This is a genomic window from Paenibacillus violae, from assembly GCF_032461945.1.
Lineage (GTDB): Bacteria > Bacillota > Bacilli > Paenibacillales > NBRC-103111 > Paenibacillus_E > Paenibacillus_E violae.
The window spans coordinates 177,703-196,286 of the sequence record NZ_JAWCUD010000003.1; the positions used below are offsets into that span (position 1 = coordinate 177,703).

Genomic DNA, 18,584 nt, shown 5'->3' on the forward strand with positions numbered 1-18,584 from the left:
GGTATTATTTCCCGTTAATCTTAGGCAGCGCTCCCAAAAGTTCAAATAGAAGATGCTCCCTCGGAATACAGTCAGCTGGTTTGTGACTCAGAGCATTTCCTACCAAAAAAAACGGCCTGTCACCCGCAGTTCCAAAGGAACAAGCAGATTCACAGGCCGAGTACTTTTTGGTCGTGGCCGTCAGGCCATGCATGACTTGACGCTCTAAATCCCAGTTCGCATACGCTTCAGCTCACGCATTACCTTCCCTACTGGACCGGAAGGTACTCCGAACGCCTCATGCATCACACGATACTGGGCGTATAACCTGTCGTAAGCAGCCTTGTGCTCACGATTCGGTCGAATGGACTGCTCTTTCGTTTGCCCCATCGCCCGAATACCGTCACTCAGGCTGTCATAGCCGCCTGCTTGGCTGCCCGCTGCGGCCGCTCCGCAGATAGCTGCGCCAAGCGCGACAGGTTGAGTCGATTTCGCCACCTTGATGTCCAACCCCAGAACATCGGCAAAGATTTGCATCAGCAGCTTATTTTTTTGCGGCAACCCGCCGCACGCATAGAGAGAAGCTATCTGCACTCCGCTATCTTCAAAGGTTTCGATGATCCGTCTTGTCCCGAAAGCTGCTGACTCCAGCAACGCGCGATAGATCTCAGCCGGTGTTGTGCTCAACGTCAACCCGACAAGGAGTCCGGATAACGCTTCGTCCAAGATGGGCGAACGCCCTCCGTTCCACCAATCGAGCGCGAGCAGACCGGACTGACCCGGACTTAGCTTACCGGCTTCACGCTCCAACCAGTTATGAACGCCTATTCCGTCGGCGGCAGCTTGACGCGTTATCTCTTCGGATACCGATGTGTTGACGAACCATGCAAACATGTCGCCAACGGCCGGCTGACCCGCTTCATAGCCGAACATGCCTGGCACTATGCCGTCCTCTACCACACCATTAACCCCTTGAATGAGATGTTCTTCATCGCCGAGAACCATGTGGCAGAGCGAAGTTCCCATAGCCAGAACCATACTGCCTGGCTCAGTGACACCACATCCGAGTACGGCCGCATGTGCATCGATGATGGCAGTAGAAACGGCTGTGCCTGGAAGCAAACCGAGCTCTTTGGCCATCCGTGGTTCCAAACCTCCTGCACGGGAGCCGACGGGTACTACAGCGCCAGCCAGCTTGGTATGGTACAAACTCTCGAACCGCGGATCCAGCTGCTTCAGGAACTCCGTGGACGGGTACCCTTCCAGCTTGTGCCATATTCCCTTGTAGCCTGCACAGCAGCTGCTCCTGACCAGCTCGCCGCAAAGCTGCCATACGACCCAGTCCGCCGCCTCCACGAAGCGATCGGCCGCCTCGAATACAGCCGGTGACTGTTCGGCCGTCTCCAGCAGCTTGGGCAGAAGCCATTCGGAAGAGATGCTGCCTCCGTAACGGGGAAGGAAATCTTCGCCCCTCTCTTTGGCCAAATGGTTTATACGTTCCGCCTGCGGGGCCGCCGCATGATGCTTCCAGAGCTTGGTCCAGCTGTACGGATCGTTCCAGTACTCCTCGAAAAAGCATAATGGAACGCCATCCGCATTCACAGGCAGCACCGTGCAAGCGGTGAAGTCAATACCGATGCCGATCACGGACTCCGGCGGAATTCCGGCTTGCTGAAGCACTGCGGGCACCGATTGGCGAAGCACATCCAGATAATCCCCTGGATGCTGCAGAGCCCAATCCTTCGCGAGCATCACCTCCGAATCAGGCAGGTGACGATCTATTACACCATGTGCATAAACCGTTACATTTGCCGCTATTTCCTCACCGGTCTGCACATCCACCAAGACAGCCCGGCCGCTTTCCGTACCATAATCGACGCCAAGGGCGTACTTTTTGCCCCCACTCTCCATCATGATTTCCCCCTCATTCAACAAATACTTTTAAAGTATAATAAGTTAAAATTCGGTTTTATTGTCCACGCTTAACTGTTACTCAACATCTCCATTGCAACAGATACCCCTGCATAATCCCCAACCTGCTCCCCCAACCCGGCGGGCACGATCTCACAAACATCTAAGGAGAACGTTAGAGCTTCCTCCCTTAATGTTTCCATTACCAGAGGCTCCAGCAGCTTATGCTGTCGTCCATAGATACTGCCAATTACAATTTTCTCCGGATTAAGCACATCAATTAACATAGCAAGCCCTTGCCCCAAGCGGCGACCTACCGTCTCATAAACTTGAATCGCCATGGAATCCCCTGCTTCCGCAGCTTTTCCTACCGTTTCCGCAGTCAGACTGCTCAGATCGTCCATTGTTTGGCAATAAGAAGGTGGTTTCCCCTCCTGAATGGCTTGAAGCGACATCGTGCGAGCAAGCTTCGCAATACCGCCGCCACTGCAGAAGCCCTCAAATGAACCCGCCTTGCCGTATCCCCAGGGGCCATCGGCTTCCAAACGAACATGCCCTACTTCACCTGCCATATCATTCACACCTATATATAGCTGCCCATTAAGGATCAGTCCCGCTCCCATGCCTGTGCCGAAAGTAAGGAAAACCATATGGCGGCAACCTTTTCCCGCTCCAAAACGCCATTCGGCTAAGGCACAGGCATTCGCATCATTCTGTAATCCGACTGGAACACCATAACGTTCACGCAAAGGAGATACGACATCAATCTGATCCCAGCCGGGAAGATTTGGAGGAGAGAGAATGATGCCCGCTTGACTGTTAAGCGGACCTCCACAACTGATACCTATAGCTTCAGGTGTCCGATCTGGATAACGCAATAACATCGTATCAAGAGATGCGCAGATTTCACCAATTGCCATTTCTGGCCCAGATGGGGTCGGAAAGCTTATTTTATCCACGAATACGACGCTATCCTTCTCGACAACAGCCAAGCTTACTGCGCATTTTGTTCCACCAATATCGACTGCTGCCACTAGCGTCATTTTGGGAAAAACGCCTCCTCCAACATCAGGCATAACGCATGATAGATCGGCAGATGCCTCTCTTGAATGTCGAGGGTTTTCTCCCAAGGCACACATATCGTCACATCACATAAAGACTTTAATTTACCGCCGCTATCCCCTGTAAAACCAATGGTTTTCAAACCTTGCACCTTGGCAACCTGCAAAGCCCGCAAGATATTCGTGGAGTTGCCTGATGTACTAAATGCAATCAATACATCCCCTGAACGGCCATAGCCATACACTTGTTGGGCAAAAATCATTTCTGGATCCACATCATTAGCATAAGCGCTTATCAAAGCTGAGTGACTAACGAGTGAAATCGCCGGCAGCGCCCCTTGGAGCTTATCGGCAAGATCCAATCCTTCTCCCGGGAATTCACGTTCAAAACGGTCGCTTATGGTTGCGGATAAAGGTCTTTTGGAGATAAATCCCTTCATCAGCTCGCCTACAACATGCTCACAATCTGCGGCACTTCCACCATTACCGCACAATAACAGCTTGTTTCCTTGATGAAACGAATGATTTAACAGCTCAAAACCCAATTCGATATCTGGTAAACAGCCTATCAATTCAGGATAACGTGTCGTCATTGAACTCAAAATAGCGTTCATTCCGTAGTACCCCCTTGATCAAGTTACTTCATCACTCGTGCAAGTGCCGTATTGTATATCGTTTCAATCTCGGTTGCCCCTTTGTCTTTGCATTGCTTGATAAAAGTATCCCAATCGTTTAATGCCCCTTCACTGACAATGAATTTATCCATGTTTTGAGTTAAATAGGCATCTAATTGTGTGCGTAGCTGTTTAAGCCGATCCCGTTCCTGTTTATTAAATGGAGGATCATTGACCTCTCGGTAATTAATCCCGTCAGCCAGATCCTGGTTTGCCTTTTCCGACCACTTCAGCAATTCCGGTGCAGAAGATAACAGGATCGGATGGTCATCGGATTGAAACGCTAAGCCAAGATAGCCGGTACCAAGGGCAGATTGCATCGCGCGGAAAGGATCTTGTTTATCTTTGAACTTCAATTTCGTTGCATCCGATATTTGATATTCGCCTCCAACAAGCGTGTAATCCACATTTTCTACCCCGAAACTGGTTAAATTCGTCCCCTCTTCTCCATACATCCAGTCGATCAGCTTAATTACTTCTTCCGGATTTTTAACTTTAGCACTTATCGCGTACATTTCACCGAGGTGATCCAGCTGATAAATGGTATTGCGCTTAACTCCTTTATTACTCGCCAGAGCAGGTAACAATTCGAATTTGGCTTCCGGTTCTTTAACCTGAAGTGCTTTATTAAAATTTGCTCCGAATCCATTGTTATCTTGAAAAAAGAATGACTTGCCTGAGCTTAATTTCTCTTGCCATATTTGAGAGGTCGCTACGGCATAATCTGGATCAAGCAGTTTTTCTTTATAAAGTTTATGAAGATAGGCGATAGCCTCTTTGAATTCGGGGGCAAAAGGACCAAATTTATATTGCTGCGTCAGCGGTTCATAGTAAATTTTAGTACCCGTAATATTCGTATAGCCACTCCCAAAGCCGAAAGCAACAGGGTTGATCAAATTTTCTGTTCCCGTTTTGCCATTCGCCGCTCTACTTGTAAAAGGATAAGATGCCGGATAAGCTTCTTTAAACTTCTTGAGTACCTGATATAGCTCTTCGTACGTAGTAGGCGCTTTTAAATGAAGTTTCGCTAACAAATCTGTGCGTATCATCGGCAGCAGACCAGATTGAACGCTCCATTTCGTTACTAAAGGAAAACCGTACAGCTTGCCATCCACTTTCGTTTTATTTATTTCCGGCTTTTGCTCGATGAGCTTGTGGAAATTCGGCATTTTATCCAAATACGGTGTGAGATCTAGAAAAATGTGGGTATCCGCGAAATCCGTAAGATCATTTTGATTCACCATCATGACATCGGGGATGGAATTTGTAGCCATTAAGGTTTTCTTTTTATCCTCATAATTACTTTGTGGAACGCTTTGTAAGGCAAGCTTGACGTTTTTTCTTTTTTGGAATTCTTGAACAACGACCGAATTGGCATCTAACGCTTGGGAAGAATGCTCGTACCTCATCCAAGAAAGCGTCATCTGATCGTCGGATGTTTGAGAACTTACTCTCACCAATGGCTTGGCTGTACGATTAGATAAGCGATCACATCCTGTCACTAAACTCCCTACTACAACCAGCGAACAGCAGGCAGTTAACAATCTCCTGTTTCTGAAATCCATGGTGTTCCCCCTCAATAACCTGGATTTATTCTGGCCATTGTTATTGTATAAGCGACTTGCCCCGCTTTAAAAGAACCAAATCAGCCTACGATGAACCATTCTTCCACTTGAGTCTCGATGATTCATTCTTCTACCCTGCTTGAATCGTCCACTTCCACGCTATTTCTGCTTACTGCCGTGTATATGCCGATATTCATTCGGTGAGATGCCTTCATGTTTTTTGAATAAACGCAAAAAGGTTGTGCGGCTGAAAATGCCGATCTGATCTGCAATATCACTAATCTTCATATCCGTATGGGCCAACAGTTCTTTCGCTTTTGCAATCCGAATCAGGCTGATATAGTCCGAAATATTCGTCCCCGTCGTCTCTTTGAACATCCTGGACACATACTTGGCGGACAGACCTATCTCGTTTGCGATCACTTCCAGATATAAATCTTTTTCATAATGCTTCTCAATATAGGCGGTAATAAGCGATACGATCGTACCCGATTTGCTTTCGGGTTTATACAACGTTTCTGTGATCATTTTATCGTAGAACTCAAATATCATTTTCAACCTTGCATCAAACTCTGTCGGCAATAGCTCCTTTTGACTCAAAAAATCATGCTCATTAGCCTCCAAAAAGTCATTCATACGAAGTCCTTTTTCGGTCAAATAACGGTTGCCTGTATGGAAAAATTCCACGAGCAAAGCCCCAAGAAAGTGATAAGAAACCCCTCTTGCTTTGTTCAAAGCAATAATCCCTTCCAGTTCTCCCCTTAAGCCTTCCCGATCGCCTGATTTCAGCTTATTCACGATTTTGGTCTCATCCAGGAAGGAATAATAGTAGTTCTGATCGATATCCAAATGCGCTGCATCGACGATGACCGTCTTGGATGAATCTGTCCGCTTATCTATAGCCGTAATAGCATCACTATAAGATTTGGAATAGTCCTCAATCTTGTCGTATCTTTTTCCTAAGCCAATAACTAATTCACAGTACATGGTGTCGTAAGCAAAGGTCATTTTAATCATTTCTAAAGCTTGTTCCAGCTGTTCACGGTCTGCTTCGCTCTTCAAATTGACCATGCAAACATATAAGTAGGGCTCATATTCCACCAAGTAACAATTCACGTACTTTTTCATAATGCCCCATAGCACATTTTTCATCTTCTCGAAAATTAATAAGCGATCCGCTTCCAGAATGTCATGATAGAATTGATCCCTGAACATAAACACAAAGCAGCAGCATAAATAGGTACCTGTATGAAAATCAATTTCTTTTAAAATCTGGTTAACCGCATAGGGCTGTCCCCCTCGAACCCCTTTAATTAGATTCGTGAAAAACTGCTCAAGAATTTCCTCTGAAAAGGTATGAATTTTCATATTTGCATCCTTATGCTGCTGGATCAATTGGCTGACGCTATTCCCAATCCGTTGAAGTTCGCCGCTGCGTGGGGTTTCTTGGTTGCCTTCCTCAATGCGTTCTGTTTTTTGTAAAATATCTCTGATATTTTTGATCGGGTTATACAGCCGAACGCTGAATATGGCAGAAAAAGCGATGCCAATGATGATTAAACTGATACAGATCCAGATGATCAAACTAAAAATGCTCGAAGACTCCTGGTTAAAAGAACTCACCGGCGTAATCGAATAATACTTCCATCCATATTCGGAGGTGGTTTGAACAATCCAGTTCTGCTCTTGACCGATGTTAAGGGCTCCGCTACTTGCTTTTTCCTTCGAAAAACCAGCAACAATAAGCTCCACATCCCTTGCATCCAAACCGCTGCTTTGCAAAATGATCTGATTATTTTTATCCATGACGATATATTGGGTGGTCGAGAAAATGGAGTTGTTTTGCATCGTATCTACAATTGTAGGGATAGAAATGGTCGTCACCATCGTTGCCAAATGACCATTCAAATATTGGGTCGTAACACTCGGAATGACATCACGATTTGTATTCATATTCGGGTTAGCCACTCTCGTCGGTGTCAAAAGTTCGAACAAGCTGCTTTCGTGTAATTGTTGTCGCCAGAAATCTTTATTGTAACCATCAAATTTATAGAAAGTGTCAAAGAAAACATCGAAGTCAACCATGCCATCACTAAAATAAACACGCTGATCATCCACAAATAGAAAGATATTGTCGACAAAGTGGCTTATCGTATTGCGATTCCCCGCAATGGATCTCACAATCGAAGGCAACTTAATTTTCTCTTCGTCTGTCAGTAATGGATAAGGTCGTAAATATTGTTGAATGGTATCACTGAGAAGCAAGCTATTGTTGGTTGATTGTGCCATACCTAAATAGATATCAATGGTTTTGGAGGAGGCAGCCAAATTATCCGTAAGCTTTCCGGAGACATCCTTCTTAATTAATTGATCCGCATTCAAATAGGCGATGACTCCGAGGATGACAATAGGGATCAGCAAAGAAAGGAAATAAAGAAGGATCTTAAAAAACAATCTATTTTTATTCAACGTTTGCTTCAGGTGTCTCCAATTCAAGTTTACTCCCCCATTATAATTGCTCTCTATTTATGGTAAGCGGTTTCAATTATTAGTATTCTAATCTTTCTACATGAATCCTTCTTCTACTAGCAAAATAAAAGGATAGGCAGGAAGCACGATAGTGTGCTGCCTGCCTATGCGTCAATGATGGATAGAAAATTGCTGCGATAACTTCTTGGAGAGACGGTACAACTCATCCACTTCGAGTTTATTCGTGGCTGTAAACTCATCATGATTTCTCGCGCGCGAGTGATAGTTCGAGCTGATACCTTCCTTCATTTGATAATATTTCGCATTAATTGGATATAACTGCCGTTCAATAAATGAAGCTACACTCAGCAAATCGCTCAAATACTGCGCTTCTTCAGGCCGCTCCTCCCAATGATGCAAAAGCCAAGCATATAGATCCGGATGAAAGTTGGCCATAACCCCGCTGTAACCGTCAACGCCCAGCTTCAATGTATCCAAAAGCGTAGCGGTATTGGCATTGAATAACTTCAATGAAGTTCCTTTGATCACTTCCAGCTTTTCTTTGATCATCTCCACATCACAAGAAGTATCCTTTAAGAAGAAAAATCTTCCGGTATCCGCACACCACTTCAATGTCGATGGCGTCAATAGCCGCTTATAAGGAAATGGACATTCATAGATCCCAAGCGCAATATGCTCCGGCAGTCGTTCGATCAGCTTCTGAGCATTATCCTTCCACACTTCATCCGACTCATCTTCGTCCGCCAATCGGTTCGAGATCAGGATTACCGCCTCTACACCTGTTTCTGACATCGCCGTCACTTCTCGAACTTGATCTTCAATCGAGTCAGCGGTGTGTCCCGACGCAATGACGGGAACCCTTCCCGCTGCCTTCTCCACGACAAAAGCGGCAAGCTTCACGCGCTCTTCCAAGCTCAAGAAAAACATCTCACTGGACTGACAGACAGCAAATAATCCGTCAACTTTGTTTTGAATAAACCATTCAACCATACGTCCCATCGCATCAAAATCTATTTCGCCTGACTCCTTGTACAAAGTTATCATTGTCGGCCATACGCCACTCGGGTTGTTAATCTTCATTGGTTCTATCTCTCCTCCGTATGTTTCATTTCTATAAAATTCACTTCCACAACCGGCTCATGCAGTAGGGAAGGCAGGAAAAACGTTTTAATCTCACATCTTCCAAACGTGCTTCGCCAACTGCGGTTCAAGGAGGGCATGCTCAATTCCGTCTCTACTTCCCTTCCATAAATCTCCTGGCAGCGGAGAATCCATCCATTCCCGTCCTCGGCTGGCTTGAAGGCTACTGCCATCACATGGTCTGACGATATGGAAATCCCCTCCGAAATCTGAGGCAAATCCCCATCGTGATACGTTTCCCAAACTTGCAGCAGCGGATTATGCAATTCGTAGGCTTTACGAACAACTCCGCTATTTTGCCATGATCCGCTATGTGGCGAAAGGACATATACAAATTCCTGTACACCTTGATCCATAAATTCCACTTCTTCATCTCGTTCGCCGAAATGGTCGGCATAGATCGGACTTCGTACCACTGTCATCCTTAGCTCATTGTCCTGCACGTCGTATCCGTATTTTGCATTATTGATTAATGAAAGACCGAACGTAGTTGACTCCGTACTGTCCGTTGTACCTGGCTCATCGCCGGATAGATTCACCCACATTTGTCCAGGCACTTCATTTCCATTAGCAGGGCGTTCGATGTATCCATACGGAATTTCAAACACGGCATGAGGCTGCTCCACATGAACAGGGAAAGCAAGCTTCAGCATTTTATGCTGTTCTCTCCAGTCCAGCCTTACCTTGACATGCACATCAGAGCTGTCAGGCTGTAAGCTGATATCCTGGCGAAGTACAGAATTTCCATAATAGCTAGTTACTCTTATCGTCGCTCGCAGCGGTCCATGCTCCAGCACCTTTAATTCAGCGCCTCCGAATTGTCCCAGCTCATCGCGATAGTGCGTAAGACCGTGTCCCCAGGTATCGCTGTGACTCTCATCCAAGACAATTGGCACTGCTCCGTCGCCGACTAGTACGTCTCTGCCGCCATTCCGCTTGTCAATCCAACGACGGATATACCCCGTAGCTGGATCAAGTTCAAGGCATATATGACTATTCTCCAGCAAACATCCCTCTGCCCTGACGGCATCCGTTGGCTCTACAACGTAGAAGGCTTTATCCCGATAGACCCAAAATACTTGATAGCCAAAAGCCGGAACTTTCCCCTTAATGAAGGTATCCCATTTATCACTGGTATTGGTCCGTGAGGCCCTGACCGTTTGAAAAGGCAGAGGAATGCCTGCAGCATCTGTCACACCGGCCACCTTCTTATTTATGACAATGGGTGCCTCCACCTCCCACGATAAAGGGTTAAACACCACAAGAGGCGAACCTAGATCATCTTGCTCCCAGAGCTGCCAGTCCTTCTCTTTGCTTAACGATTTTACGCCTGGTTTCATCGTATGAATGGACCAAGATATCTTTTGAAGGGCGGCGTTTATTGCTTTTGCTCCTATACTGGATGCCTCGCCGTAAAAATCCCGAACATCGTCAAAAGCTTCCTTAATACTGCAGCCGCCCATAATGTCGTGAAAATGATTAAACATCACGTTTTCCCACGCTCGATTAAGCGCTTCCATAGGATACGGCAAACCTCGCATCAAATTAGCCAAGGAAGACATTTTCTCAGCCGTAAGCATCTGGTGCTCGACTCTGCGGTTCGCGGCTTTGGATTCAGAGTGCGTGGAATAACAGCCGACGGCATGCATCTGCATTTCATCCTTAATGACGGGAATATCCGGATTCATCTGCTTCATTTCTGAGAAATATCGATTCGGAGAACTTAACTGGATGCCGTCCATGTCAGGTCGTTCTTGAAGCTCATGGATGAGTTCAAGATTATGAATGGTCGGTCCACCGCCATGGTTGCCAACTCCGTAGAAGGACATGAAAGCATGCCCGCTTGCAGCTGCCACAGCTCTGTGATTGCGAATCTTATCTTCCATGCCATTGCTCGCCCAATTCCCGTAACTGTCGGCTAGCCTGAACGTCATCACGCGGCTGCCATCTTCCGATTCCCACCAAAATAAATCGTGCGGCAGCGTCTTCTCATGGGCGCCTGGACGCATAAATACGTAGGAATCCATCCCGCCTAACTTCAATAGCTGCGGCATCATGCCGTGGTGGCCGAACGAATCCACGTTGTACCCGACCCGCGCCATCACCCCGAATTTTTCCATAAAATATCGTTGTCCGTATAAACTGTGCCGCGCAAACGATTCACCCGACGGCAAATTGCAATCCGGTTGTATCCACCACCCACCTGTGATGACCCATCTTCCTTCGGCAACACGCAGCTTAATTTCGGCAAACATCCCCGGGGCATTCTCTTCCACCCATTTGTAGTACGCCGCGCAAGCACAAGTAAACACAAAATCAGGGTATTCATTCAATCGATCCAACGCAGAACGAAAAGTCGCCTTGATTTCTGCATATCCCTCTTGCCAGCGCCATAGCCAAACCGGATCCAAATGAGCGTTACCTATTAAATGAAGCTTCGTTTCGACAGCCATGTTATCCCCCTAAATGAGTAGACTTTAACCTTTTACAGAACCAAGCATTGCCCCCTGTACAAAGTATTTTTGCACAAACGGATATATGACAAGCACGGGCAAGATCGCAACGAACACGCAGGCATACTTGATATTTTCCGTCATGACAGCCATCCCTGCCTCTGCTGCCCCAAGCTGTGCGGATTGTGTAGCCATATCTCCCGATATGACGATATTGCGCAAGATGATTTGCATCGGGTACAGATTTTTCTCATTTAAATAAATAAGGGCAGGAAAAAAGCTGTTCCAGTGCGCCACCGCGTAAAAAAGAAACATAGTGGCCATAACAGGCAAAGAAAGCGGCAGCACAATTTTGGTGAAAACTCGAAACTCTCCAGCGCCGTCCATAATGGCAGACTCGTGCAGCGCTTCTGGAATATCTTCAAAAAATGTTCTCATGAGAATCATATTGAAAACATTGATCGCAGTCGGAATTAATATCGCCCATACCGTATTGACCATTCCTAACGCATGAACCACCATATACCGCGGGATAAGACCACCATCGAAGAACATGGTGAATACCACGAACAAGGCAAGAACAGAACGTCCATACATATGCTTACGGGACAAAGGATAGGCGCAAAGAGCCGTCATCGCCAAGTTAATAAGCACACCGGCAGCCGTATAGAAAATGGTATTTCCGTAGGAACGTAAAATCGCGGGATCATTAAAAATAACATTGTAGGCTTTAAAATTAATCTCTATAGGTCGCCAAAATACTTCGCCGCTGCTAACGGATGACCCCGAACTAATGGAAATTATTCCCATGTAGTAAAGTGGATAAAGCGTAATAAAGATCATAGCCAACATAAAAACCAAGTTAATCGTATCGAAAACAGAAAAGTTACGAAGTCGCATCTCAATTCCTCCTGCTAGAACAACCGGGATCCATTCAATTTTTTAGATATCTGATTCGCTGATATGACAAGCGCAAAAGCCAACACCGATTGGAAAATGCCTACGGCTGCAGCGAAACTAAAGTCACTGTCAATCAACCCACGGCGATAAACAAATGTTTGGATAACGTCGGCCGTCTCATACGTGGGACCACTGTACAGTAATAAAATTTTCTCGAATCCGACGGAAAGCATTTTGCCCAACGTTAAAAGCAGCATAATCGTAACGACCGTTGAAATTCCAGGCAGTGTTATGTGCAGCAATTTACGCCATCTGTTTGCTCCGTCCATCGTTGCCGCCTCATAGAGTTGTGGATCGATCGTAGTCAATGCCGCCAAATAAATAATGGAGTTCCAACCGATCCCTTGCCAGATTTCAGAGCCTACATAAATCGTTCGGAACCATTGCGGCATAGACATAAATGTCTTCGCTTCCCCGCCAAAAAGCTTCACGACTTCATTAATAAGTCCGTCGATGGAGAGAAAGTTAACCAACATCCCTACGACTACGACAGTCGATAAAAAATGTGGAATATACGTGATGCTTTGAATAAACTTTTTGAAAACTTTTTGCTGCAGCTCGTTCAGCAATAAGGCGAAAATAAGGGATGATGGGAAATAAAAAATGAGAGAATACAAATTGATAAGTACAGTATTGCGCACCACTTGCCAAAAATACGGATCCGTCAGAAATTGGCGGAAATACTTCGTCCCTGCCCATGGGCTGTGAAAGAAGCCTTTGACGATCGAATAATCTTCAAATGCCATCAGATTCCCAACCATTGGCGCATAATGAAAAATGACAAAATAGGCAAACGGTAATAAAAACATGAGATATAAGGGCATGCTCTTGCGGATATTCTTTTTAATCTCAACAGCTGGCGTCAATATCTTCACTCCTTCCCGGAAAATAAAGGGACAGGCTGCCAGGTATGCCTTAGCAACCTACCCTCTCACAATATGAATTGAACTTTGGGCTTCTTATTTCACGCGCGCCAAGGCATCGTTATAGATTTTGACGATATCGTCTGCACCCTTCGATTTGAGTTGTTTCACGAAGTTATCCCAATCCTTGAGCGCACCGTCTGTCACAATGAATTTATCCATGTTTTGAGCCAGGTAAGCATCCAGCTGTGTGCGGATTTGCTTGAGCTTCTCGCGTTCTTCCTTGGTAAATGGCGGGTCATTAACGAATTGAACATTCTCGCCTGCAGCCAAACCTTTGGATGCTTTGTTGTTCCAATCTACCCATTCTTTCGTATTGAACGGCAATCCGGCATGATCATCATTATTCAAACCAAGTCCCAGGTAGCCTGTGCCATACTCCGATTGCAGCGCATAAAACGCGCTCGGCTGTCTGTCCTTGTATTTATTCACAACAGCGTCCGTCAATTTGTAATCGCCATTTTCACCGGTGAAATCTTCCCCTTTGACACCGAAGTTGGTAACTTCGATACCCTCTTGGGAATAGAACCAATCCATGAATTGAACAACCTGTTCCGGATTCTTAACTTTCGCATTAACAACGTAGGATTCCGACAAGTGACCAAGTGCGTAGATCAGGTTCCGTTTTGCACCGCTTGGCGTCGTCATGGTATCCAACATATCAAACTTCGCATTCGGATCCTTTTTCTGCAGATTGATGTTAAATGTGCTTGCGAAACCGTTATTATCTTGGAAATAGAAGGATTTACCCGAGTTTAGCTTTTCTTGCCAAATTTGCGATGTAGCCGTAGCATAATCCGGATCAAGAAGCTTTTCTTTGTACAGTTTATTCAACCAGGTAATAGCCTCTTTAAACTCTGGCATCGCCGGACCGAATTTGTAAGTTTTATCTTTTGGCTCGTAGTATACCTTCGTACCGTTAAACGTTGTGTATCCGCTACCAAATGCGAACGAAATGGGATTGATTAAATTTTCTGTCCCTGTAAGTCCATTGGCGGCACGGGCTGTGAACGGATAGGAATCCGGATTCGCTTCTTTCATTTTCTTCATCACTTGATATAGTTCATCGTAAGTTGTCGGCTTTTTCAAACCTAACTTGTCAAGCACATCCATACGGATCATCGAAAGCTGGCCGCCAACCCCCTGCCAATTGGCTACGAGAGGAAATCCATACAGCTTCCCGTCAATTTTGTTTTTATTGATTTCCGGCTGTTGGGAAATGACTTTCTTCAGATTAGGCATTTTGTCCAAATAAGGCGTCAGATCAAGAAAGGTTCCCGTGTCGGCAAAGTTCTGAATATCGTCTTGTTTGACGAGCATGATATCCGGCAGGGTATTCGTTGCGATCAGCGTTTTCTTTTTATCATCGTAGTTGCTCTGAGGAACACTTTGGAGATTGAGTTTGACATTTTTGCGCTTGGCAATTTCCTGAACAGCTTTTGAATTAGCTACAATCGCTTGAGAAGGGTGTTCATACCTCATCCAGGTCAGCGATAGCGGCTGGGCTGCTGCCGATGTGCTTGCCGCACCGGTTGTCGTTGCCGGAGCCGGAGTCGAAGAATTATTGGTTGAAGCTGGCGAAGTGGTTGAACTGCTTCCACAACCGCTAAGCACACTTGATAGCAAAAGCAATGAACCGGTTACTGTCATAATCCCCTTTTTTGCTTTCATCGAATATATCCTCCTATGTAATTGGATTGCCTTACACGAGGATCATAGCACACCATTTTTGCCCAGATGAACGTCCAATTCGGCGTTTAAAGTGCCGTTTTTCCGCTTATCCGGCAATGATTCATTTCTCCGCCATGATGCAAATAGTCAACATGCAGCGGATCTGGCTGCTCTTGTTCGGCGAGTGTTGGCCTATTTGAGAATCTAACGGACCGTTCGCTTCCAGATGCAGATGGGCAATGTGGAGTTGAGACTGGACAGGCGGGGTGGTTGGGACAGTCACCCGACCGTCTAACGGACACAGCAGCTCTTATTCGGCGAAATATAGCCCTTTTGAAAATCTAACGGACACCAGCGCAGTTATTTGCTTGTTTCTACCGTGATTTCGCCTCGAAATCGGCAAATAACGCTTCCTGAGTCCGTTAGATATGAAACAGGGCCATATTCACGATAATAACGGCTGTGGTGTCCGTTAGAATTGGTTGGCAAGATCGCGCCCAAGGTGGTCCACCTTGGAACCGGACCGAACTGTCGCTGCCCAATAGGGTTGCTAGGTTTACATGGTAAACACCACACAACACAAAAAAGATGTCCCCAACTTACTCGGGGACACCCTCTTGCCATTAGTTTAGCAATTTAAAAATGCGATAAACAATAGTTGCCACTTCAGCTCTTGTTGCTTTGCCTTCCGGATTGATCAAGTTGTCACTGCCCTCAATGATTCCAGCCTCCACGAGTAATGCGACGCTTTCTTTGGCATATTCCGCAACGCTGGATGCATCCTTAAAGGAATTCAGTTCGTCAAGGTTGCCTTTAGACTGCAGCTTTCCTGCTTTTTGAAGAGCTCTGGAAACAAGCACCATTAAATCTTGTCTGCTAATTTCACCCTGAGGATTAAAGGTATTGCCGCCTACTCCATCCGCAATCCCCAAAGCTTTACTTATTGCCAGCGCTTCATAATAATAATCGCTTTTGTTCACATCATCGAAGTTACTGGTCATATCCGCCTTCAGATTAAGCGCTCTGACAACCATTGTCATAAAGTCAGCTCTCGAAATATTTTTCTCAGGCGAGAATGTCGTCTCGGAGGTACCGTTAACGATTCCTTTGCTGGCCAACGCTTCTATGGCTTCTTTTGCCCATAAATAGTTGTCATTGACATCTTTAAATACTTGCTTTGGCGTTGTGTCCGGCTGCTTCGTCGGTGGATTAACAGGAGGTTGCTCCGTTACAGGCGGCACTAAAGGTGGAGTTGTTGAGTTGCTGCTGCCAGTACCACTGCCTCCACTGTTACCATTGTTACCACCGTTACCACTACCACCACCGCTGCTTCCTAGTACTTTGACGATCGCCGTTCCAGAAGCTATGTTGCTTCCATCAATGACTTTTGCCGTAATAATGGCTTGACCAACACTCTTGGCTGTAACTTCCCCTTTATCATTCACTAAAACAACATTCTCATCGCTTGAACTCCAGTTGATTGATTGAACCGTTGAGTCATCCGGCGATACTGCTGCTGCCAAAACACTTGATTGTCCGCTATTTAGCGTAATTTCGCCCGGTGTGACAGTAACGCTTGCAGCAGGTATTCTTACTTCAACATTAGCTGCCTTCGTAAAGTTACCATCAAGTGTTCTCGCCGTGATGACAGCTGCTCCTTTATTAACAGCGGTGACGATACCGTCATTATTCACTACTGCAACACTGGAATCGCTTGAACTCCACAGCACTGTCTTATTCGTGGTTTGACTTGGGAGTACTGTAGCGATTAAGGCTTCAGACTGCCCCTTGAACAGATTAAGGTCATCTTTATTTAACGCCAAACTTTGAGCCGCAACCGCATTGGGATCATTGTAGAGATATACCCTGAGCGGTGCTTTGAAAAATGGCAGCATATCGCTTGTTATCCCCTGCGGCAGTTTGCTCTCATTCACAACGCCGGTAAGGTTGCTAATGAAGGAATTAAGCTTATAGTTCACCTTAATAGCAGCAACATCCCAATCCACCGGCAAATCGACGGAAGGAAGAACCGCATTTTCTGCCCCTTGTTTATAGGAGGTATAAGCTTTAATTGTAGATGGGAAAAGGGCTTTAATCGCACTATCGGATGCCGTACTGATATTGAACGAAGCAGGCACGGCGATTTCACGATCGATGCTTTCATATTCTCTGATAACGGTTAAAGGGTCACCTTGCTTAATCCAGTCCTCCGTTATTCTGGAGAATGTAATGTTTTTATAACTTCCCAAAGATTGGTTGGCAGCGTCCATATCAAGCGACGAGAAGAACCGGCTGAAGCTGATCAGGATATCTCCGTTATGTGCTTGCGTAATGGCAGGGTAATGGTAGCTTCCCGTGCTGCTTCTTGTATCCAGGGCAAGATGCCTTCTGTATTTCCACGTTTTTCCTTCATCATCCGAAAGGGCGACAGCCAATGTGTTCCGGTTTGATTCCGTATCTACGTGAACGAATGCCCAATTGCCATTCTTAAGCTGCAAAAGATCATGTCCTACACCCGGATCCTGCAGTTCCGGCACATCCTTGACCGTTGACCATGTCAATCCTTTGTCTCTGGACTCGGAAGCCACCACACGATAAGGTCTTGGTCCGTTGTCACGCATATAAGCTACAATGGTGCCATCTTTTCTTTGAGCCATCGTGGCCTGAATGTTGGCGATACCTACGATAGGCTCACTCATCTCCCACCGAACCGAATTGTCCGCAAGAGGTTTGGAAGGGTCATACTCTGTAAAAGCCATAATGCTCATTTCCAACATGTCCGAATAGAGAGGCAGGAGCAGACGAACTTTGCCATTGCCTAAATCGACTGCAAAAGGCTTATCTTTGGTTTGCCAGCCGAGTCGGCGGGCGTACGGATAGCCGGAACGAGGTTCCGTAATGGTGTCCGCAACTGTCGGAGCATACAAATATTTGGTTGGATCGCCGCCAATTAACTGCATGGTTTGCGTGACTAAACCATCAAATTCAGCTTCATTAATTTTCCGGCTCATCCCTGCTCCGCCATCTGCAACCGGTTTGAACAAGTACTCTTTTTGCTCATCAAGCTTAGCCTTTATCGTGTTCACGAAACCTTTGGCCAACTCTGGACGCGCGACAACAGGTGCTGTAGCCCAAGAAGGTCTAGAAGTGGCTCCTGCTCTATCATCGAGCGACTGACTAATATTATCGTCTGCGCTGCTTGGATTGACTACACCGCCAATATTTTTACCAAGCTTAATCCCGACATTTTCTGAAAAAGTCCAATTTGGCGCTTTGTTGCCGACCTCTTCAAGCTCATAACTCCCTTTTTCCGCATACGCATAGCGAGGTTGGGAAGTTTGCCATCTGCCCGCAAGGACCGGATACCAGAAAAACCAGAGACGGTCCCCGGAATCAACGTATACGACGGGATTAATGTCAGCGATATCTTGAGCGTCAGTGACTACGAACGGTTTCAGCCATGTTTTTCCACCATCGGTAGAACGTGCTCCCATAATCCGTGTGGTTGTCGCATCCCGTTCGCCATTCCCTTGAAACCATACGCACAGCAACTCTCCGCTTGGTAATTCTACAATGCTGGAGCCATGTACGTGATCACCCGTAGCCCCATTATCCTTAATAGGTTTAAAAATACTCACCGCTTGATCGGAAAAGTTGAATGTTCCCGTACTTGCAGCCAAGGCAGGAATTAGACTTGTTGCAGATATCGCGATACAAACCGTCATAGAAATTAATAGCTTGAATTTCCTGTTCATCT

11 protein-coding genes are annotated in these 18,584 nt (G+C 46.0%); all 11 read right to left on the reverse strand.

Annotation, left to right across the window (positions count from 1 at the left end):
* Positions 1-204: 204 nt before the first annotated feature.
* A complete protein-coding gene (locus RQP52_RS12140; protein WP_315951746.1) occupies positions 205-1,893 on the reverse strand; it encodes a ribulokinase in 1,689 nt (562 codons plus the stop codon).
* Positions 1,894-1,961: 68 nt separating this feature from the next.
* Positions 1,962-2,933, reverse strand: a complete 972-nt coding sequence (locus RQP52_RS12145) for an ROK family protein (protein ID WP_315951747.1) — start codon at positions 2,931-2,933, stop codon at positions 1,962-1,964.
* On the reverse strand, positions 2,930-3,565 hold the full coding sequence (locus RQP52_RS12150; protein ID WP_315951748.1) for a D-sedoheptulose-7-phosphate isomerase: 636 nt from the start codon (positions 3,563-3,565) through the stop codon (positions 2,930-2,932). Before RQP52_RS12150 ends, RQP52_RS12145 begins: the two co-directional genes overlap by 4 nt.
* A 23-nt stretch (positions 3,566-3,588) precedes the next feature.
* Complete coding sequence (locus RQP52_RS12155) at positions 3,589-5,190, reverse strand: extracellular solute-binding protein (RefSeq protein WP_315951749.1); 1,602 nt, start codon at positions 5,188-5,190, stop codon at positions 3,589-3,591.
* A gap of 159 nt (positions 5,191-5,349) precedes the next feature.
* A complete protein-coding gene (locus RQP52_RS12160) occupies positions 5,350-7,686 on the reverse strand; it encodes a helix-turn-helix transcriptional regulator (protein ID WP_315951750.1) in 2,337 nt (778 codons plus the stop codon).
* Positions 7,687-7,830: 144 nt separating this feature from the next.
* Positions 7,831-8,760: a dihydrodipicolinate synthase family protein gene (locus RQP52_RS12165; protein ID WP_315951751.1), complete on the reverse strand. Its 930-nt coding sequence runs from the start codon at positions 8,758-8,760 to the stop codon at positions 7,831-7,833.
* 5 nt (positions 8,761-8,765) lie between these two features.
* Entirely contained in the window at positions 8,766-11,273 is a 2,508-nt protein-coding gene (locus RQP52_RS12170; RefSeq protein WP_315951752.1) for an alpha-mannosidase, read from the reverse strand.
* Positions 11,274-11,297: 24 nt separating this feature from the next.
* A complete protein-coding gene (locus tag RQP52_RS12175; RefSeq protein ID WP_315951753.1) occupies positions 11,298-12,173 on the reverse strand; it encodes a carbohydrate ABC transporter permease in 876 nt (291 codons plus the stop codon).
* Positions 12,174-12,187: 14 nt separating this feature from the next.
* A complete protein-coding gene (locus RQP52_RS12180; protein ID WP_315951754.1) occupies positions 12,188-13,042 on the reverse strand; it encodes an ABC transporter permease in 855 nt (284 codons plus the stop codon).
* Positions 13,043-13,192: 150 nt separating this feature from the next.
* Positions 13,193-14,827, reverse strand: a complete 1,635-nt coding sequence (locus RQP52_RS12185) for an extracellular solute-binding protein (protein ID WP_315951755.1) — start codon at positions 14,825-14,827, stop codon at positions 13,193-13,195.
* Positions 14,828-15,450: 623 nt separating this feature from the next.
* Positions 15,451-18,582: an exo-alpha-sialidase gene (locus RQP52_RS12190; protein WP_315951756.1), complete on the reverse strand. Its 3,132-nt coding sequence runs from the start codon at positions 18,580-18,582 to the stop codon at positions 15,451-15,453.
* Between the last annotated feature and the right edge of the window lie 2 nt (positions 18,583-18,584).